This window comes from Paenibacillus sp. JDR-2, from assembly GCF_000023585.1.
Classification (GTDB): Bacteria; Bacillota; Bacilli; order Paenibacillales; family Paenibacillaceae; genus Pristimantibacillus.
Map to the genome: position 1 here is coordinate 2,616,918 of NC_012914.1, position 16,577 is coordinate 2,633,494.

17 protein-coding genes are annotated in these 16,577 nt (G+C 50.2%); all 17 read left to right on the forward strand.

What is annotated here, in order from left to right:
• Nucleotides 1–16: 16 nt before the first annotated feature.
• The 17 genes from PJDR2_RS11355 (at nt 17) to rpoD (ending at nt 16,575) form a co-directional block, all read left to right on the forward strand.
• Entirely contained in the window at nt 17–508 is a 492-nt protein-coding gene (locus PJDR2_RS11355; protein WP_015843828.1) for a hypothetical protein, read from the forward strand.
• 168 nt (nt 509–676) lie between these two features.
• A complete protein-coding gene (gene yqfC / locus PJDR2_RS11360) occupies nt 677–964 on the forward strand; it encodes a sporulation protein YqfC (protein ID WP_015843829.1) in 288 nt (95 codons plus the stop codon).
• 2 nt (nt 965–966) lie between these two features.
• Nucleotides 967–2,160, forward strand: coding sequence for a sporulation protein YqfD (yqfD, locus tag PJDR2_RS11365; protein ID WP_015843830.1), 1,194 nt, complete (start codon nt 967–969; stop codon nt 2,158–2,160).
• Complete coding sequence (locus PJDR2_RS11370) at nt 2,157–3,137, forward strand: PhoH family protein (RefSeq protein WP_041613415.1); 981 nt, start codon at nt 2,157–2,159, stop codon at nt 3,135–3,137. Before yqfD ends, PJDR2_RS11370 begins: the two co-directional genes overlap by 4 nt.
• A gap of 17 nt (nt 3,138–3,154) precedes the next feature.
• Nucleotides 3,155–5,395, forward strand: coding sequence for an HD family phosphohydrolase (locus tag PJDR2_RS11375; RefSeq protein WP_015843832.1), 2,241 nt, complete (start codon nt 3,155–3,157; stop codon nt 5,393–5,395).
• A gap of 6 nt (nt 5,396–5,401) precedes the next feature.
• Nucleotides 5,402–5,899, forward strand: coding sequence for an rRNA maturation RNase YbeY (gene ybeY / locus PJDR2_RS11380; RefSeq protein ID WP_015843833.1), 498 nt, complete (start codon nt 5,402–5,404; stop codon nt 5,897–5,899).
• On the forward strand, nt 5,899–6,261 hold the full coding sequence (locus tag PJDR2_RS11385; RefSeq protein WP_015843834.1) for a diacylglycerol kinase family protein: 363 nt from the start codon (nt 5,899–5,901) through the stop codon (nt 6,259–6,261). The genes ybeY and PJDR2_RS11385 overlap by 1 nt, the downstream gene beginning before the upstream one ends.
• Nucleotides 6,262–6,285: 24 nt before the next feature.
• A complete protein-coding gene (gene cdd, locus PJDR2_RS11390; RefSeq protein WP_015843835.1) occupies nt 6,286–6,717 on the forward strand; it encodes a cytidine deaminase in 432 nt (143 codons plus the stop codon).
• An 8-nt stretch (nt 6,718–6,725) separates the two neighbouring features.
• A complete protein-coding gene (gene era, locus PJDR2_RS11395) occupies nt 6,726–7,625 on the forward strand; it encodes a GTPase Era (RefSeq protein WP_015843836.1) in 900 nt (299 codons plus the stop codon).
• Nucleotides 7,626–7,726: 101 nt separating this feature from the next.
• Nucleotides 7,727–7,888, forward strand: a complete 162-nt coding sequence (locus tag PJDR2_RS32445; protein WP_015843837.1) for a YqzL family protein — start codon at nt 7,727–7,729, stop codon at nt 7,886–7,888.
• A gap of 49 nt (nt 7,889–7,937) precedes the next feature.
• Nucleotides 7,938–8,687: a DNA repair protein RecO gene (recO, locus tag PJDR2_RS11400; RefSeq protein WP_015843838.1), complete on the forward strand. Its 750-nt coding sequence runs from the start codon at nt 7,938–7,940 to the stop codon at nt 8,685–8,687.
• A 458-nt stretch (nt 8,688–9,145) separates the two neighbouring features.
• Nucleotides 9,146–10,033: a glycine--tRNA ligase subunit alpha gene (glyQ, locus tag PJDR2_RS11405; RefSeq protein WP_015843839.1), complete on the forward strand. Its 888-nt coding sequence runs from the start codon at nt 9,146–9,148 to the stop codon at nt 10,031–10,033.
• Entirely contained in the window at nt 10,026–12,107 is a 2,082-nt protein-coding gene (gene glyS / locus PJDR2_RS11410; RefSeq protein ID WP_015843840.1) for a glycine--tRNA ligase subunit beta, read from the forward strand. Before glyQ ends, glyS begins: the two co-directional genes overlap by 8 nt.
• Before the next feature lie 59 nt (nt 12,108–12,166).
• Nucleotides 12,167–12,979, forward strand: a complete 813-nt coding sequence (locus tag PJDR2_RS11415) for a pyruvate, water dikinase regulatory protein (RefSeq protein ID WP_015843841.1) — start codon at nt 12,167–12,169, stop codon at nt 12,977–12,979.
• A gap of 83 nt (nt 12,980–13,062) precedes the next feature.
• Complete coding sequence (locus PJDR2_RS11420; protein ID WP_015843842.1) at nt 13,063–13,533, forward strand: YaiI/YqxD family protein; 471 nt, start codon at nt 13,063–13,065, stop codon at nt 13,531–13,533.
• 41 nt (nt 13,534–13,574) lie between these two features.
• Nucleotides 13,575–15,413 carry a DNA primase gene (gene dnaG / locus PJDR2_RS11425; RefSeq protein WP_015843843.1) on the forward strand — a complete coding sequence of 613 codons (1,839 nt, stop codon included), beginning with the start codon at nt 13,575–13,577 and terminating at the stop codon, nt 15,411–15,413.
• 31 nt (nt 15,414–15,444) lie between these two features.
• On the forward strand, nt 15,445–16,575 hold the full coding sequence (gene rpoD, locus PJDR2_RS11430) for an RNA polymerase sigma factor RpoD (protein WP_015843844.1): 1,131 nt from the start codon (nt 15,445–15,447) through the stop codon (nt 16,573–16,575).
• Nucleotides 16,576–16,577 lie beyond the last annotated feature (2 nt).

The window sequence follows — 16,577 nt, forward strand, 5'->3', positions numbered from 1 at the left end:
GCAAGGAGGTGCTGGCGTGAAACTTATAAGTTTTCTTCTCGAAAATATATATTGGGTGATCGTGGTGGGCGGGGTGCTCTTCTCGATGTTCGGACGTTCGGGCGCCAAGAAGCGTACGAACCGGATGCCGAGCTTTGGAGGAAGCAGCGAACGCGAGCCGCATAGACCGGAACACCGTCAAGATCCTGTATGGGATGAAGATGATGAAGAGGAATATCAGCCTCAGAAGCCCATATTGGCTGGCTCTCCTCTTCAAGGAGAAAGGGGAGGTACCGGGGAAGGCAGCAGGTCGCAAACGCAGGAGCGGGCGCTTCAAGCGGTACCAAGCCGGCCGGCGGAACCGCCTCGCGCGCGGCTGGCAGCAGCGAACAAGCCTCAGACGGCAGCGGCTCCTGCAGCAGCTAGCCAAACCGAAATGACGAATCCTAAAGCCGATGAGCTGCGCAAAGCGGTCGTATGGGCCGAAATATTAGCTCCTCCTCGTTCTAAGCGCCCATTCGGCAAATAGACCTTTAAACCATAACAGCCGGGTAATGATGCGATTATGCATCGTTACCCGGCTGTTATTTTTATCGGAACGCTTCTCCATATATCTCATAAATCGTTCCAACGTCGCATATTTTGGTACAGTACAATAATGTGCACTCGAGCGGCGGAGGGGGATAATGGATCAGCTATGGGCCGTATAAACCGTAAATTTCGAAAATGGACTGCCGATATATTGGATTTGCCGCAGGATGTGGTCTATGATCTGCCCCGCATGACGATGATCGGCGACCGACAGCTCTATATCGAGAATCACCGCGGCGTGCTTCATTTCTCCAGCGATAAGCTGAGACTTGCCTTAAGCAAAGGCGAGCTGGAAGTAACGGGAACCTCGCTTGTCATACGTACGATATGGACGGAAGAGGTATTCATAGAGGGTCAAATTAAAAGTATCGAAGTAAGGGATCAGGAGGGATAAGCATGGCGGGTCAATGGCTGCAGTGGGTACGCGGTGTTGTTACGGTGCATATCAGGGGCGGACAACCTGAACGGCTGGTGAACAGGGCTCTCGAAGGGGGGCTCGAGCTGTCTTCTATTCGATGGACAAGCGGTGGGAAGCTGGAATTCGAACTGTCGTTAGGCGATTTTTTTCGTCTTCGTCCGTTTCTGAAAGAGACAGGCTGTAGGGCGCATGTCGTCAAGCGGGAAGGGATGCCCTTCTGGCTGGTCCGCGTTGAGAAAAGAAAGTTTTTCGCGATCGGGATCGGTCTGTTTTTTGTAGGCATCTACTTGCTGTCCTCCCTTGTCTGGTCCATTGAAGTGAAGGGGAATGTCAAGCTGACCGAGGAACAGATACTGACCGCCGCCAAGAAGGAAGGAATCTTTCCGATGCAATGGTCGTTCAAGCTTAAGGATAAAGATCTGTTATCCAAGGAGTTGGTAACCGATCTTCCGGGAACGACATGGGTTGGCGTAGAGAAAAAAGGGACAAGGATCGTTATTCAGGTCGTTGAATCGACGGAAGCGGAAAAGGCGGAGCTTCAAAGTCCGCGGCATTTGGTTGCTTCGAACGACGCTGTCATAACGGAAATCTATACCGAGAAGGGCCGCCCTGTCGTCAAGAAAAATATGAAAGTCAAAAAAGGCCAGACCTTGATCTCGGGAACGATCGGAGGCGGTGCGTATACGCAGTCGGTCGTGGCGAAAGGGAAGGTGCGCGGCCTCGTGTGGTATGAATTTAATGTCGCTTCTCCTCTGACGCAGGAGGTTAAAGTATACACGGGAGAGAAGAAAACAAAGTGGTACGCGGTAATAGGAAGCCGTGCGCTGCAAGTAAGCGGTTATGGCAAAAATCCGTTTGATACGTCCGAAAACGTTGTTGTGGAGGAACAGGCGACATGGCGCGGCTTGAAGCTGCCTTTCGGACGGCTTAAGAAAACGATTATGGAAGTCCGATCCGATGAGCGGGAGCTTACCGAAGAGGAAGCGAAAAACAACGGAATGCTCCAGGCGAAGGCCGATGTCATGCTGAAAGCAGGCAATGACGCGGTTATATTAAAGGAAATTGTTTTGCATGAAAAGACGGACAATGGTAAAGTTTATATGAAAGTTCTTTTTGAAGTGGAGCAATCAATCGTAGAAGAGATGCCACTAGTCCAGATGCAAGGAGAATGAGGTTGTTGCAGAGTGAAGCAAAAGTAGTCAAAATTCCGCTCCAAAATGCAGTAGAGGGCTTAGCCGTATTTGGTCCCCAAGATAAGTATCTAAAGCTTGTGCAGCAGCAGATGGAGGCAACCCTGTCATCCCGAGATGCGGAAATTGTTATTTCCGGTCCGGCACAAGAGGTGGAATCGCTAGAGCAGTTGTATAACGTGCTGCTTCAGCTTGTCCGCGGCGGTTATACCCCGTCCGAGAGAGATATTACTTATGCGCTTGATCTTGCGCGCAGCATGCAAGCGGAAGAACTGCTCGATTTGCTTAAAGCTGAAATTACGACGACTTACAGAGGCAAACCGATTCGCGTGAAGACGATCGGTCAGCGACATTACGTGAAGACAATCAAGAAGCAGGATATCGTGTTCGGGATTGGCCCAGCCGGTACCGGCAAAACCTATCTTGCGGTTGTTCTGGCCGTAGCGGCGCTTAAAGAAGGCTCTGTTAAAAAAATAATGTTGACCCGTCCTGCGGTTGAAGCCGGCGAAAATCTGGGCTTCCTGCCTGGCGACCTGCAAGAAAAGGTAGATCCGTACCTGCGCCCGCTCTATGACGCGCTGCATGACGTATTGGGACCTGATCAGACGACAAAGGCGTTTGAGCGCGGAACCATCGAGATCGCACCGCTAGCTTATATGCGCGGACGCACGCTCGATGATTCGTTTATTATTTTGGACGAAGCGCAAAACACGACCCCGGAGCAAATGAAAATGTTCCTGACAAGGTTAGGCTTTGGCTCGAAAATGGTTATTACAGGCGACGTGACTCAGATTGATTTGCCGCGGGGCAAAAACTCCGGGCTTATCGAAGCGCAGCGCATTTTAAGAGATATTGAGGAAATTGGTTTTATTCATTTTACCGAGCAGGACGTCGTTCGCCATTCCTTGGTTCAGAAAATAATCGTGGCATACAACTGGGACGCTGAAAACAAAGCATAGAGAGGAATGTCCGCTCGATGAATCAGACTCAGGCCGGAAAACAAATTAACCTTCAACAGACAAAATCGGCTGGCTGGAAGCAGAGCGCAGCTGTGCGTGTCCTGCTCTTATTTTTGTTTGTGCTGCTGTTTTATTTCAGTTTGGCTCCCCATTTGGTACCGGAAACTTACGATATCCAGGTGGATGCCCCAAGCGACAAGGATATAGCAGCCCCGCATCAAATATTCGACAGCAAGGCTACGCTGGAAGCGCAGGAACAGGCAGCGAACAAGATTGATTCCATCTATTCCAATGTTGCTCTGCGCAACGAACAGCTGATCGATCAAATTTTTGTCCGGATTGAGCAGCTGAATCTGGATGATCAGGTGACGGTACAGAACAAGGTTGAAATTTACCGGAATGAGATTCCCGGCAAATATGATGCATTTGTCGATAATTTCGTCAAAATGAATATGGGCACTGGCAAGTACAATGATTCGCTGCTCGAAGAGATGTCGAAGGTCATTAAGGAGCAGGTGTATACGATTCCGGAAGAGACGTTCTATAAGCTTCCGAATCTGACGCTGGACCAGCTGGAAGAGATGCGCTCTGTCGGGCAGGATGTTGTGCGCAAGCTGATGAGCGAGCAGCTCCGAGATGCGGAAACGGCGCGCACGAAGGTTGCGGAGCTGGTGAACGCAAGCTCGCTGACCAACCGCTCCAGCCGCGAAATTGTGCAGGAGCTGGCACGATTTACGATTATGCCGAACCGGTTCCTCGATCAACAGGCGACCGATGAAGCCAAAATTCTCGCGAAGCAGAATACGCCGCAAGTCGTCATCAAAGAAGGCGATCTCATCGTAAAAAAAGGCGAGATCATCACGTCCGAGATGTATGAACTGCTGAAGGAATCCGAGCTTCTGCAGGACAAGCGCAATTATTGGCCACAGCTTGGACTGCTGCTTATGTCCGTCCTGATCGTAGTTGGCCTGTATACATATATACACCAATACGGAAGCAGCGACACGACCAAGCCAAGCTACAGCAATACTCATCTGCTGATGCTCTGGCTCATTTATCTGATTAATATTATTACGATGCAGGTTATCTCCCTTACGCAGACCGACTCCGCCCCTTATGCCGGTTATTTGGCCCCGGCTGCGTTAGGCACAATGCTGATTACGCTGCTGCTGGATGTGCATCTGGCGTTGATCAGCTCTGTTTTGTTTGCGCTATGCGGAAGTATTATACTTAATACGCAAACCGGTCAAATTTTCGACTATCAATACGGGTTTGTTATTATCGTCGTTTCCCTGGCGGCAATATTCTCGATTCACCGGGCAAGCCAACGGTCTACCATCCTGAAGGCGGGTATTATGGTCAGCTTGTTTGGTTCGCTGGCTGTATTGTCGCTCATGTTCCTGAAGGAGCAGCTGGAGCAGGGGCCACTCGTGTATTCTCTCGCTTTTGCCTTTGCAAGCGGACTATTAACGGCGATTCTTGTTATCGGGCTTATGCCATTCTTTGAAATTACGTTTGGCATATTGTCCGCGCTGAAGCTCGTAGAGCTGTCGAATCCGAATCATCCGCTGCTGCGCAAGCTGCTTACGGAGACGCCGGGCACTTACCATCACAGCGTAATGGTAGGCAATCTTGCCGAAGCGGCTGCCGAAGCTATCGGAGCAGACGGACTTCTTTGCCGCGTAGGTTCTTATTATCACGATATCGGCAAGACGAAACGGCCAAGCTATTTTATCGAGAATCAGACGAATATGGAAAACCCGCATGATACCATCGAGCCTAAGCTAAGCAAGTCGATCATCGTTGCCCACGCCCGCGACGGCGTCGATATGCTGAAGGCGCAGAACATTCCGAAGCCAATCCGGGATATCGCGGAGCAGCATCATGGCACAACCTCCTTGAAGTTCTTCTACTTCAAAGCGCTGAAACAATCGGAGGAGCAGGGACTAACCGTAAATTTCACGGAGGATGACTACCGTTATCCGGGTCCAAAAGCGCAATCGAAGGAAGCGGCGATCGTTGGTCTGGCCGATTGCGTGGAGGCGGCCGTCCGCAGCCTGCGCAGCCCTACGGTTGAACAGGTAGAAGCGATGATTCAGAAGATTATTAAAAGCCGCGTAGATGACAATCAATATAATGAGTGCGATCTGACCATGAAAGAGCTCGACAAGATTGCTCATTCTTTGAAAGAGAGCGTAATTGGCATATTCCACTCGCGGATTGAATACCCGGAAGATGTAAAACCAAAGGAGCGTTAACTTAGCATGAGCTTGCAATTAGACTGGAGCAATGAACAAGAAAAAATGGAGATTCCCGATCAATGGGTCGAGAGGCTGGAGCAGCTTCTGCAGATTGCCGGAGAGATGGAAGGACTCACGGACGGCGAAGTGACTTTGACCTTTACCGACAATGAGCAGATTCACCAGCTTAACCGCGAATACCGTAATATCGACCGCCCTACGGATGTCTTGTCGTTCGCCATGCAGGATGAAGGGACGGAAGAGCTCGATATTATTTTCGAGGTGGAGAGTGAGGATGAGATTGATCCGATCTCCGGCATGCTTGGCGATATCGTGATCTCGGTTGAGAAAGCGCAGGAGCAAAGCGAGGATTACGGTCATTCCCTGGAGCGTGAGATTGGCTTCTTGTTCGTACACGGCTTCCTTCATTTGCTCGGTTATGACCATATGGACGACGCGGGCGAAGCCGAAATGACGGCTAAACAGGAAGCCGTTCTGCAGAAGGCGGGTCTGTCGCGTTAATGCTGAAGTTCATCCGCAGCCTGTCATTTGCTTGTTCAGGAATTATCTTGGCTGTCCGGTCTCAGCGTCATATGAAGATTCATGCAGCGGCAGTCGTTATCGTGTGTCTGTTAGGGGCGTTCCTGTCCCTGACTCGACTGGAATGGGCGGTACTGCTGTTAACCATGTCGTTTGTGTTTACGCTGGAGATGGTTAACACGGCGATCGAAAAAACCGTAGATCTGGCTAGTCCCGGCATTCACCCGCTTGCGAAAGCGGCAAAGGATATTGCTGCCGGTGCTGTGCTGATCGCGGCATGTTGCGCGATTATTATTGGGCTGCTCATTCTTGGGCCGCCCTTATGGCATTTTATAATGGATTAATACGAAGAATAGGAGTTGAGGCTCATGGCATTCGAAGGATTATCGGAGCAATATTCGAACCTGCTTGAAGCAGCGAAGGAGGCCATGTCGCGGGCATACGTGCCTTACTCCAATTTTCGTGTAGGCGCCGCGCTGCTGGATGAAAGCGGCCATGTCCACTCCGGCTGCAACGTGGAGAATGCCGCATACAGCCCTTGCAATTGCGCCGAGAGAACGGCGTTGTTCCGCGCAATCGCCGATGGCAAGCGGCCGGGAGAATTTCAGGCAATTGCCGTAATGGGGGATACAGACGGACCAATCACCCCATGCGGAGTATGCCGCCAGGTACTGGTGGAGCTGTGCGAGCCGGATATGCCGGTTGTTATGGGCAATCTTCGCGGCGATTGGAACATTATGACGGTTAGTGAGCTGCTGCCGGGTGCATTTACACCGGCTTCATTAGAGAAAGGAAGTTAACAATTAACATGACTCAAACGAAATTCCGTTCCGGATTCGTGGCGATTATCGGTCGTCCGAATGTCGGCAAATCTACACTTATGAATCATTTAATCGGGCAAAAAATTGCCATTATGTCGGATAAGCCTCAGACGACCCGGAATAAAATCCATGGCGTATACACGACGGATACATCGCAGATCGTATTCCTCGATACGCCCGGTATTCATAAACCGCAGTCTAAGCTTGGCGACTATATGATGAAAACGGCTGAAGGCGCTCTAAAAGAGGTTGAAGCCGTACTCTTCCTGATTGACGTTGCTGATGGATTAGGCGGCGGCGACCGCTTTATTATCGAACAGCTGAAAAAAGTGGACACTCCTGTGTTTCTCGTCATGAACAAGATCGACAAGGTTCAGCCTGAGCAGCTTCTGTCGACAATTACGCAATACAAAGATCTGTATCCGTTTGCTGAGATTGTGCCGATTTCGGCGCTTCAAGGCAACAACGTCGAAACGCTGCTTGCGCAGCTCCAGAAATATTTGCCGGAAGGACCGCAATATTACCCGGCCGACCAGGTTACGGATCATCCCGAGCAATTTGTCGTTTCAGAGCTTATCCGCGAGAAGATTCTGCATATGACCCGAGAAGAGATTCCGCATTCGATTGCTGTCGGCATTGAAGATATGAAGGTGCAGGAGAATGGCGTAGTATACATCGGTGCGGTTATTTTCGTGGAGCGGGATTCGCAAAAGGGTATTATTATCGGCAAGAAGGGGGCTTTGCTGAAGGAAGTAGGCAAGCAGGCCCGTCGCGATATTGAAGCGCTGCTTGGATCGCGCACTTTCCTGGAGCTTTGGGTCAAAGTGAAGAAGGATTGGCGCAATCAGGAGCGAGTATTGAAGGACTTCGGCTTCCGGCATGATTAAGCCGCATTTGACGAATTTTGTTAAGGATAGCATTCGGCAAAATACCGTATCCTAATTACCGTCTGGGGCTTCATTTCCATGGCGGAAAGGGATGAATACGAATGCGAAATTTTTCGTGGAAGTATTTTACATTGACCGGTGATGTGGAGTCATACATGCTCTACAAGGAAATGGATCAACTTGGTCCAGAGAATCATCCTCAACATTTGCCGGGAGACAATGAGGAGCTTGCTGCTGAGTTCGAGGATTTGTCTGCCCTTTAATTGGTTACCCTGCAGGCTGCCTTGAATTAAGCATGGGGGAGAAGGTAGTATGCTATATCGTGTGGAGGGCATTGTCATCCGCAGCATGGACTATGGGGAAGGCAATAAAATAATTACGCTGCTGACGAAAACAAACGGAAAGCTTGGCGTAATGGTGCGCGGCGCGAAGAAGGTGAAGAGCAGACATGCTTCTCTCGCGCAGCCATTTACATACGGTGAGTTCGTATTTTTTCGGAATAAAGGTTTAGGCACGCTTAATGCTGGTGAGATTCTCGAATCTCACCATCTTTTACGTGAACAGCTCGATTTGGCGGCATACGCCTCTTATTTAGCAGAGCTAACGGACAAGATGCTCCAGGAAGACGAATCCGGTGCCATGTTGTTTGAGCAGCTTAAGGCAGGGCTTGCTGCAATGGAGGAAGGAAAAGATCCGCAAATCGTCTCGCATTTGTTCGAGATGCGTATATTAGAGGCTGCGGGTTATGCTCCGGAGCTGGAGATCTGCGTCAATTGCAGCAGTGAGCAGGGACCGTTCAGGTTAAATCCGCACGCTGGCGGCGTATTGTGTACGAGATGCGCACGAAACGATGCGCAGGCGATCCCGATGGGGGAAGGGGCTTATAAGCTTCTGCGGCTGTTCAGCCGTATGGACTTGAGGCGACTTGGAGCTATCCAAGTGAAGCCGGAGACCAAGAAGGAGCTCAAGAAGCTGATGAGGGAGCTGATGGATGCCCATATCGGCATTCCGCTGAAATCCAGAACTTTTCTTGATCAAATGGACAAATATTCCTTCGAATAAATCGCGTGATCGGTCCACAGACTAGGCACGCCAATGCTAGCTCGATTTGCCTCCATGAAGGATCTGACGGGTCATCCCCTAAAGGCGGATTCGAATGTAAAAGAAGTGCCTGGGCATTAGTACCTAATAACTGGTTTGACAACCGCATTAAAAATGTTTAATATATTTGAATATGAATATGGACAGTGATGGAGAAAGTAGCAGTTGATGCCTTGAGCAAGCGATCCGGGGACAGTGGAAGCCCGGGCAGGCTAAACATGCGAAAAGGCACTCCGGAGTCAGTTAACGAAAAGAGGATTTTCGCACGCTGCTGGAATGAGCAGCGACAAGCGGAAGTCAAGTAGGGTGGAACCGCGGGAGTCAGCTCTCGTCCCTACGTCTGGCAGCAGGCGTAGAGACGGGAGCTTTTTGTGTCCCCGCCTCCGCCATACTAATTGATAAAGGAGCGGAAAAAGGTCATGAATTTTCAAAACATGATATTAACTCTGCAGCAGTTCTGGGCAGAGCAAAACTGTATTCTCGTACAGCCGTACGATACCGAGAAGGGTGCGGGAACGATGAACCCGATGACCTTCCTCCGCACGATTGGCCCAGAGCCATGGAACGTAGCTTACGTTGAGCCTTCCCGCCGTCCTGCCGACGGCCGTTACGGCGAGAACCCGAACCGGTTGTACCAGCATCATCAATTCCAGGTTATCCTGAAGCCGTCTCCGGACAACATCCAGGAGCTGTATCTGGAAAGCTTGAAACGTCTTGGAATCGATCCAAGGCATCACGATATCCGCTTTGTTGAAGACAACTGGGAGTCCCCAACCCTTGGCGCATGGGGCCTTGGCTGGGAAGTATGGCTGAACGGCATGGAAATTACCCAATTTACGTATTTCCAGCAAGTCGGCGGCATCGATGCCAACCCGGTTGCGGTCGAAATTACGTACGGCATGGAGCGTCTGGCTTCGTACATTCAGGAAAAAGAGAATGTGTTTGATCTTGAATGGGTGGACGGAGTAACTTACGGTGACGTCTTCCTGCAGCCGGAATTCGAGCATTCGAAATATACGTTTGAAACTTCCGATTCCGCGATGTTGTTCCAGCTGTTCAACATGTATGAGGAAGAAGCGAAAAAAACGATGGAGCATAACCTCGTATTCCCGGCTTACGATTACGTGCTGAAATGCTCCCATACGTTTAACCTGCTGGACGCACGCGGCGCGATCAGCGTAACGGAACGTACGGGCTACATTATGCGTGTCCGTAATCTGGCGCGGGCTTGCGCAGCGACTTATCTGGAGGAGCGGGAACGTCTCGGCTTCCCTCTGCTGAAGAAAGGAGTGGAGAACAATGGCTAAGGATTTATTGCTGGAGATTGGACTTGAGGAAGTACCGGCGCGTTTTGTGCGCGGCGCTATGAACCAATTGAAGGAGAAGGCGGTCAAATGGTTCGACGATTCGCGTATTCCTTATGATTCGGTAGAAGTGTTTGCGACGCCACGGCGTCTGGCCCTGTATGTAAAAGGCGTAGCCGAGAAACAGGAAGACGTAAGCGAACAGGTTAAAGGTCCTTCGCGTAAAATCGCCCTTGATGATCAGGGCAACTGGAGCAAAGCGGCGCTTGGTTTCGCGCGCAGCCAAGGCGTTGATCCGGAGCAGTTCTTTTTCCAGGAGCTTGCCGGCGTTGAATACGTGTATGCGAACAAAAGCAGCGTAGGCACGGAAACAGCGTCCGTATTGCCGGAAGGGCTGACAAACCTGATCACATCGATGTCCTTCCCGAAAAACATGCGCTGGGGCAGTTATGAACTGAAGTTCGTGCGTCCTATCAAATGGATTATCGCTTTGTTTGGCCAAGAGATTATTCCTATTGAAATAACGAACGTGAAGAGCGGCAATGTATCCCGCGGCCATCGCTTCCTTGGCGAAGAGACGGTTGTGGCATCTCCTGCGGATTATAAAGAGCGTCTTCGCCAGCAGCATGTCATTGTTGACGTTGAAGAACGAGAGCAGCTGATCGTGGCTCAAATCCAGGAGCTTGCCAAAGAGAAGAACTGGGAAATTGCGATTAAAGAAGATTTGCTCGAAGAGGTCTTATTCCTGGTCGAGTATCCGAACGTATTATATGGAACATTTGATCCTGCATTCCTCAATATCCCGCAAGAGGTTCTTATTACGTCGATGCGCGAGCATCAGCGCTACTTCCCGGTATTAAACGCGGAAGGTCAGCTGCAGCCGTTCTTCGTAACGGTGCGTAACGGCGACCGGACTTCGATCGAGAATGTTGCGAAAGGTAACGAAAAGGTTCTTCGCGCCCGTCTTTCCGACGCGAAATTCTTCTACGAGGAAGATCAGAAGCTTGCGATTAACGATGCGCTTGCGAAACTTGAAAATATCGTTTACCACGAAGAGCTGGGAACGGTAGCGGACAAGGTTAGAAGAATCCGCGCAACAACCGATCTGATTGCTTCAAGGCTGGGTGCCGATACAGACACTGCTGCGGCAGCAAGCCGCGCGGCTGATATTTGCAAATTCGACCTGGTTACTCAAATGGTATACGAATTCCCTGAACTGCAAGGCATTATGGGCGAAGATTATGCCCGCAAAGCAGGAGAAAGCGAAGCGGTAGCGAAAGCGATCAATGAACATTATCAGCCTCGCTTTGCAGGCGACCGTGCACCGGCATCCCTAGAAGGCGCAATTGTGAGCCTTGCCGACAAAATGGACACCATCGCGGGTTGTTTCTCGATCGGCATCATTCCGACAGGTTCGCAGGATCCCTATGCTCTGCGCCGTCAGGCATCGGGTATCGTTCAGATCATACTGGCTCAAGGCCTTGACCTGAAGCTCACCGATCTGTTTGAAGCAGCTCTCGAAGTCCATGAAGCGCGCGGAATGAAACGCGGCGCGGACGAGATCCGTAAAGATTTGAACGACTTCTTTGCTCTTCGCGTGAAGAATGTTCTGTCGGAGCAAGCTAACCGTTATGACGTCGTTGATGCGGTTATGGCAACCGGCTTTAATGATTTGCGCATTACCGTTGAGCGCGCCGCGCTGATTAACGATCTGTCTTCCGGCAGCGAACGCAGCGAGTTCAAGCTGACGATTGATGCCTTTAACCGGGTATGCAACCTGGCCTCCAAAGCGGAGTCGCGTACAGTGGATTCGGCACTGTTCGAAGAAGCGGCAGAAGGTGCTCTTTACGAGCAATGGCAAAAAGCCCATCCAGCGGTTGCAGCAGCTATCGCCGAGGGAGATATTGCTTCTGCGCTTGCTAACCTGTCTTCGCTTAAGCAAGCGATTAACGCATATTTCGATTCGGTTATGGTTATGGCCAAGGATGACGCTGTGCGCAGCAACCGTCTGGCAACTCTTTCGCTTATCGCGGACGACATTACTGCTATTGCCGACTTCTCTAAGCTGGTCTGGTAATACAGGTTGCACTCGTCAATGTATCATTGTCGTCAATCCATAGAGAAGGGATGATGATTATGGCAGGTTCAGCTGAAGTGATTATTTACGTTGTATCCGACGCTGCGGGCGATACCGGAGAGCTCGTCGTAAGGGCAGCGGTAGCACAGTTCCATCCGGTTCAGACAGACATTCGCCGCGCACCGTTTGTCATGGATGTGCCCACTCTGGAGCGGTTCGTTCTGCAAGCCAAGCTGTCCGGCGCAATCGTTCTCTATACGCTCGTTATCCCGCATTTGCGGGAAGCGATGAAGAACCTGGCCAGGGAGCATCAAGTGGAAGCCATTGATCTGCTTGGGTCGCTGATCGAAAGCCTAGAACGGCAGACCGGCCGCCATTCGCGTCAGGAACCTGGTCTTAACCATGTTCTTGACGCGGATTATTTCCGCAAAGTGGATGCCGTCGAATTTGCAGTTCGTTACGATGATGCCAAGGACCCTTCCGGAGTACTGAAAGCGGATATCGTACTGATCGGCGTATCGCGGACGTCGAAGACACCGTTGTCCATGTATCTGGCGCATCAAAAATTCAAAGTAGCCAATATTCCGCTCGTCCCGGAAATTAAGCCGCCTAAGGAACTTTTCAACGTCCCGGTGGAACGGATTATCGGCCTTACGATTGGAGTTCCGTATTTGAACACCATTCGGAAGGAAAGGCTTAAGGCGCTTGGATTACCGGATAGCGCTTCGTATGCCGCGGAGGACCGGATCTTGAAGGAGCTTGAATACGCGGAAGCGATTATGAAACAAATCGGCTGCGTCGTGATCGATGTATCGCATCGCGCGGTAGAAGAAACGGCGAGTCTGATTATGGAGCATTTTCGCGGCGTTTAAGCCAAAATGCAGGATTTTTTTGAAGTATTGCCGTATATAATAGTACGGTAATTGAAATATACAACAATAAGCGGTGATGCGTGATGGAGCTGAATCAACCGACAGTCGTCGTTGACGGCGACGCTTGTCCCGTTAAGACCGAAATTGCTCGGACCGCACGCAGCTTTGGTGTCCCGGTTGTCATGGTATCCTCCTATGACCATCGGCTTGAGCCGCAGGAAGGTGTTTCGGTTGTGCAGGTCGACCGGAGCAGCCAATCGGTCGACTTGTATATCGTCAATCATATAGCCAAAGGCGATATCGTGATTACTCAGGATTTTGGTCTGGCATGTATTGCAATTGGAAAAGGGGCGGTCGTCTTGTCTCCGCGCGGCGAGCAGTATTCGGACGAGAACATCGATTATTTGATGGAGCGGCGTCATGAATCTGCAAAAAAAAGGCGTGCCGGAGGTAAAACGAAAGGCCCAAAAGCAATGAATCATGAGGATCGGGAGCGTTTTCAACAAAAGTTGACAAAAGTTTTATCAAACTTGCAGGAGAAACATGACATTTAGCGAATATTATTTACGTGTCATTAGGATGAAGGTGATGGATAATGACCTACGGTAAAATACCGGATGACGTTATTGAGGCGGTACGCCGTCATCATGACATCGTAGATACGGTGAGCAAATACGTTCATCTCTCTAAGAACGGCAAGTATATGAAAGGGCTTTGTCCCTTCCACTCGGAGAAGACGCCTTCCTTCACCGTGACGCCGGAGCTGCAGATTTTTCACTGCTACGGCTGCGGCAAGACAGGCAACGTTATCCGGTTCGTGGAAGAGATCGAAAGCTATACCTTTCCAGAAGCGGTCCGAGTGCTTGCCGAAGAGGCAGGCATACCTGTTACATGGGCTAATCCGGACGGCTCGAAGCCAACGGCAGCCGATACGGAACGCAGCGCTGTTCTTGAAGCGCATGAGCTGACTGCAAAGCTGTACAACTATTTGTTGAACAATACGCAGCATGGCCGTGCCGCTAAAGACTATTTGCGCGATCGCGGGCTTGGCGACAAACTGATCAATCATTTTATGATCGGTTATGCGCCGGAACAGTGGGATACGCTAAGCCGGTTCTTAACAGCCAGAAATTTCGATTCCTCCTTAATGGAAAAAGGGGGGCTGCTATCCGCGAAATCAGACGGAAGCGGATATGTGGACCGTTTTCGGGGACGAATTATGTTTCCGATTTGGGATCGGGACGGCAAAGTAACGGCGTTTGCGGGACGAATAATCGGTGAAGGCCAGCCGAAATATTTGAACTCACCGGAAACGATGCTGTTTACGAAAAGCCGCACGATTTACAATCTGCATCATGCGCGACCTGCCATCCGCAAGAGCAAGCAAGTTGTTTTATTCGAAGGGTATATGGATGTTATTAAATCTTGGAGTGCTGGCGTAAAGAACGGGATTGCCACAATGGGAACGGCCTTGACGGAAGAACATTGCAGCATCCTTGCTAGGCAGGCTGAAGAAATTGTGATCTGTTATGACGGTGATGACGCCGGACAAGCTGCCGCTATGAAGTCTATTCCGATGCTCGAAGGAGCAGGGCTTAGAGTGATGGTGGCCATGCTTCCAAAAGGAAAGGATCCGGATGAATATATTACCGAATACGGTCCGGATGATTATCTTCGAGAAGTCATTGATCAGCCTGTCACAACTACAAAATTTAAGCTTATATATTCAAGAAAAAACCATATACTGCTAAAAGAAGAAGGTCGGAAAAATTACTTGCTTGAAGCCGCCGGAATTGTGGCAGAGCTTGATTCGGCTATTGAACGCGAGGTTTACCTGCAGGAGCTTTCACGCGAATTTAATTTCCCATTAGAGGTATTAAAGCAGGATTGTCATATTAAGCATCAAGAATTGCAAAAAAAGAAACCCGGAAGGGATAATAACGACAATTCGTGGAATAATGGTAGGAATGAAAATCGCCGAAGATCGGGGCCTCCTGTGCTAATGCCTGCTTATACGTATGTTGAGCGGAGGCTGCTTCATGTGATGATGCGAGACAGGGATGTGGCGCAAACGGTCCATGAAAAGCTGGGAGACGCGTTCAATATTGAGGATCACGCAGCGCTTGCTGCTTATTTATACGCATTTTATGCGCAGGGCTATGATCCGGATGCCGGGAGGTTTATTGCCTCGCTCCAAGACGAACGTCTGGAGAGAACGGCTGCAGCCATTCTGATGATGGACGGAGATTTTCCTTTTGACGATGCAATTTTGGAAGCCGATATTCAGGACATTATCAAAGTACCTAGGTTCCGGGAGATCGACCGAAAAAAAGAGGAAATGATGCAGGCGGAACGCGCCGGAGATCATCTGCTCGCCGCGCAAATGTTAAGTGAGATTATAACCCTAGAGAGACAGCTAAAAGGAACGACTTGACGATCGGTTCTAGGGAGGAGGGAGTCGGAATATGGCGAATGATCAGCATACTGAACTAGATGCCGAACAAAAATTGGATTTAGTGAAGGAACAATTGATTGAACAGGGGAAGAAAAGAGCCTCCTTAACTTATAAAGAGATTATGGAGAAATTATCGCCGTTTGATCAGGATCCGGAGCAAATCGATGAGTTTTTCGAACAGCTTGACGATTTGGGAATTGAGGTATTGAACGAGAGGGACGAGGATCGTGACCCGCTTAACCGCGGAGAAGATTCGGAACGCGAAAGTGATGACTTCAACTTCGACGATGACCTGGCTCTTCCTCCAGGGATTAAAATTAATGACCCTGTACGCATGTATTTGAAGGAAATCGGCCGTGTTCCGCTCTTGTCGGCGGATGATGAAATCGAATTGGCAAGACGGATTGAGAACGGGGATGAGGAAGCGAAGCGCAGACTTGCGGAAGCAAACCTTCGTCTCGTTGTCAGTATCGCGAAACGCTATGTAGGCCGGGGAATGTTGTTCCTTGATTTGATTCAGGAAGGCAACATGGGTCTGATTAAAGCGGTAGAGAAGTTTGACCATCAAAAAGGCTTTAAGTTCAGTACGTACGCAACATGGTGGATTCGCCAGGCAATTACGCGCGCCATTGCGGACCAAGCGCGTACCATTCGGATTCCGGTTCACATGGTCGAAACGATCAACAAGTTGATCCGGGTCTCGAGACAGCTCCTTCAAGAGCTCGGGCGCGAACCGACCCCGGAAGAAATCGCTGCAGAGATGGAACTTAGCACCGATAAAGTAAGGGAAATTATGAAGATTGCTCAAGAGCCGGTATCGCTCGAAACACCGATCGGTGAAGAAGACGATTCGCATCTTGGCGACTTCATTGAGGATCAGGAAGCACTTGCACCTGCTGACGCAGCGGCTTATGAGCTGCTCAAGGAGCAGTTGGAAGATGTTCTTGATACATTGACAGAGCGTGAGGAAAATGTACTCCGTCTGCGTTTTGGCCTTGACGATGGCCGTACTCGCACCCTCGAAGAGGTTGGCAAAGTATTCGGCGTAACCCGTGAACGGATTCGTCAGATCGAAGCGAAAGCACTCCGGAAGCTCCGTCACCCAAGCCGCAGCAAACGGCTTAAAGATTTCCTAGAATAAGA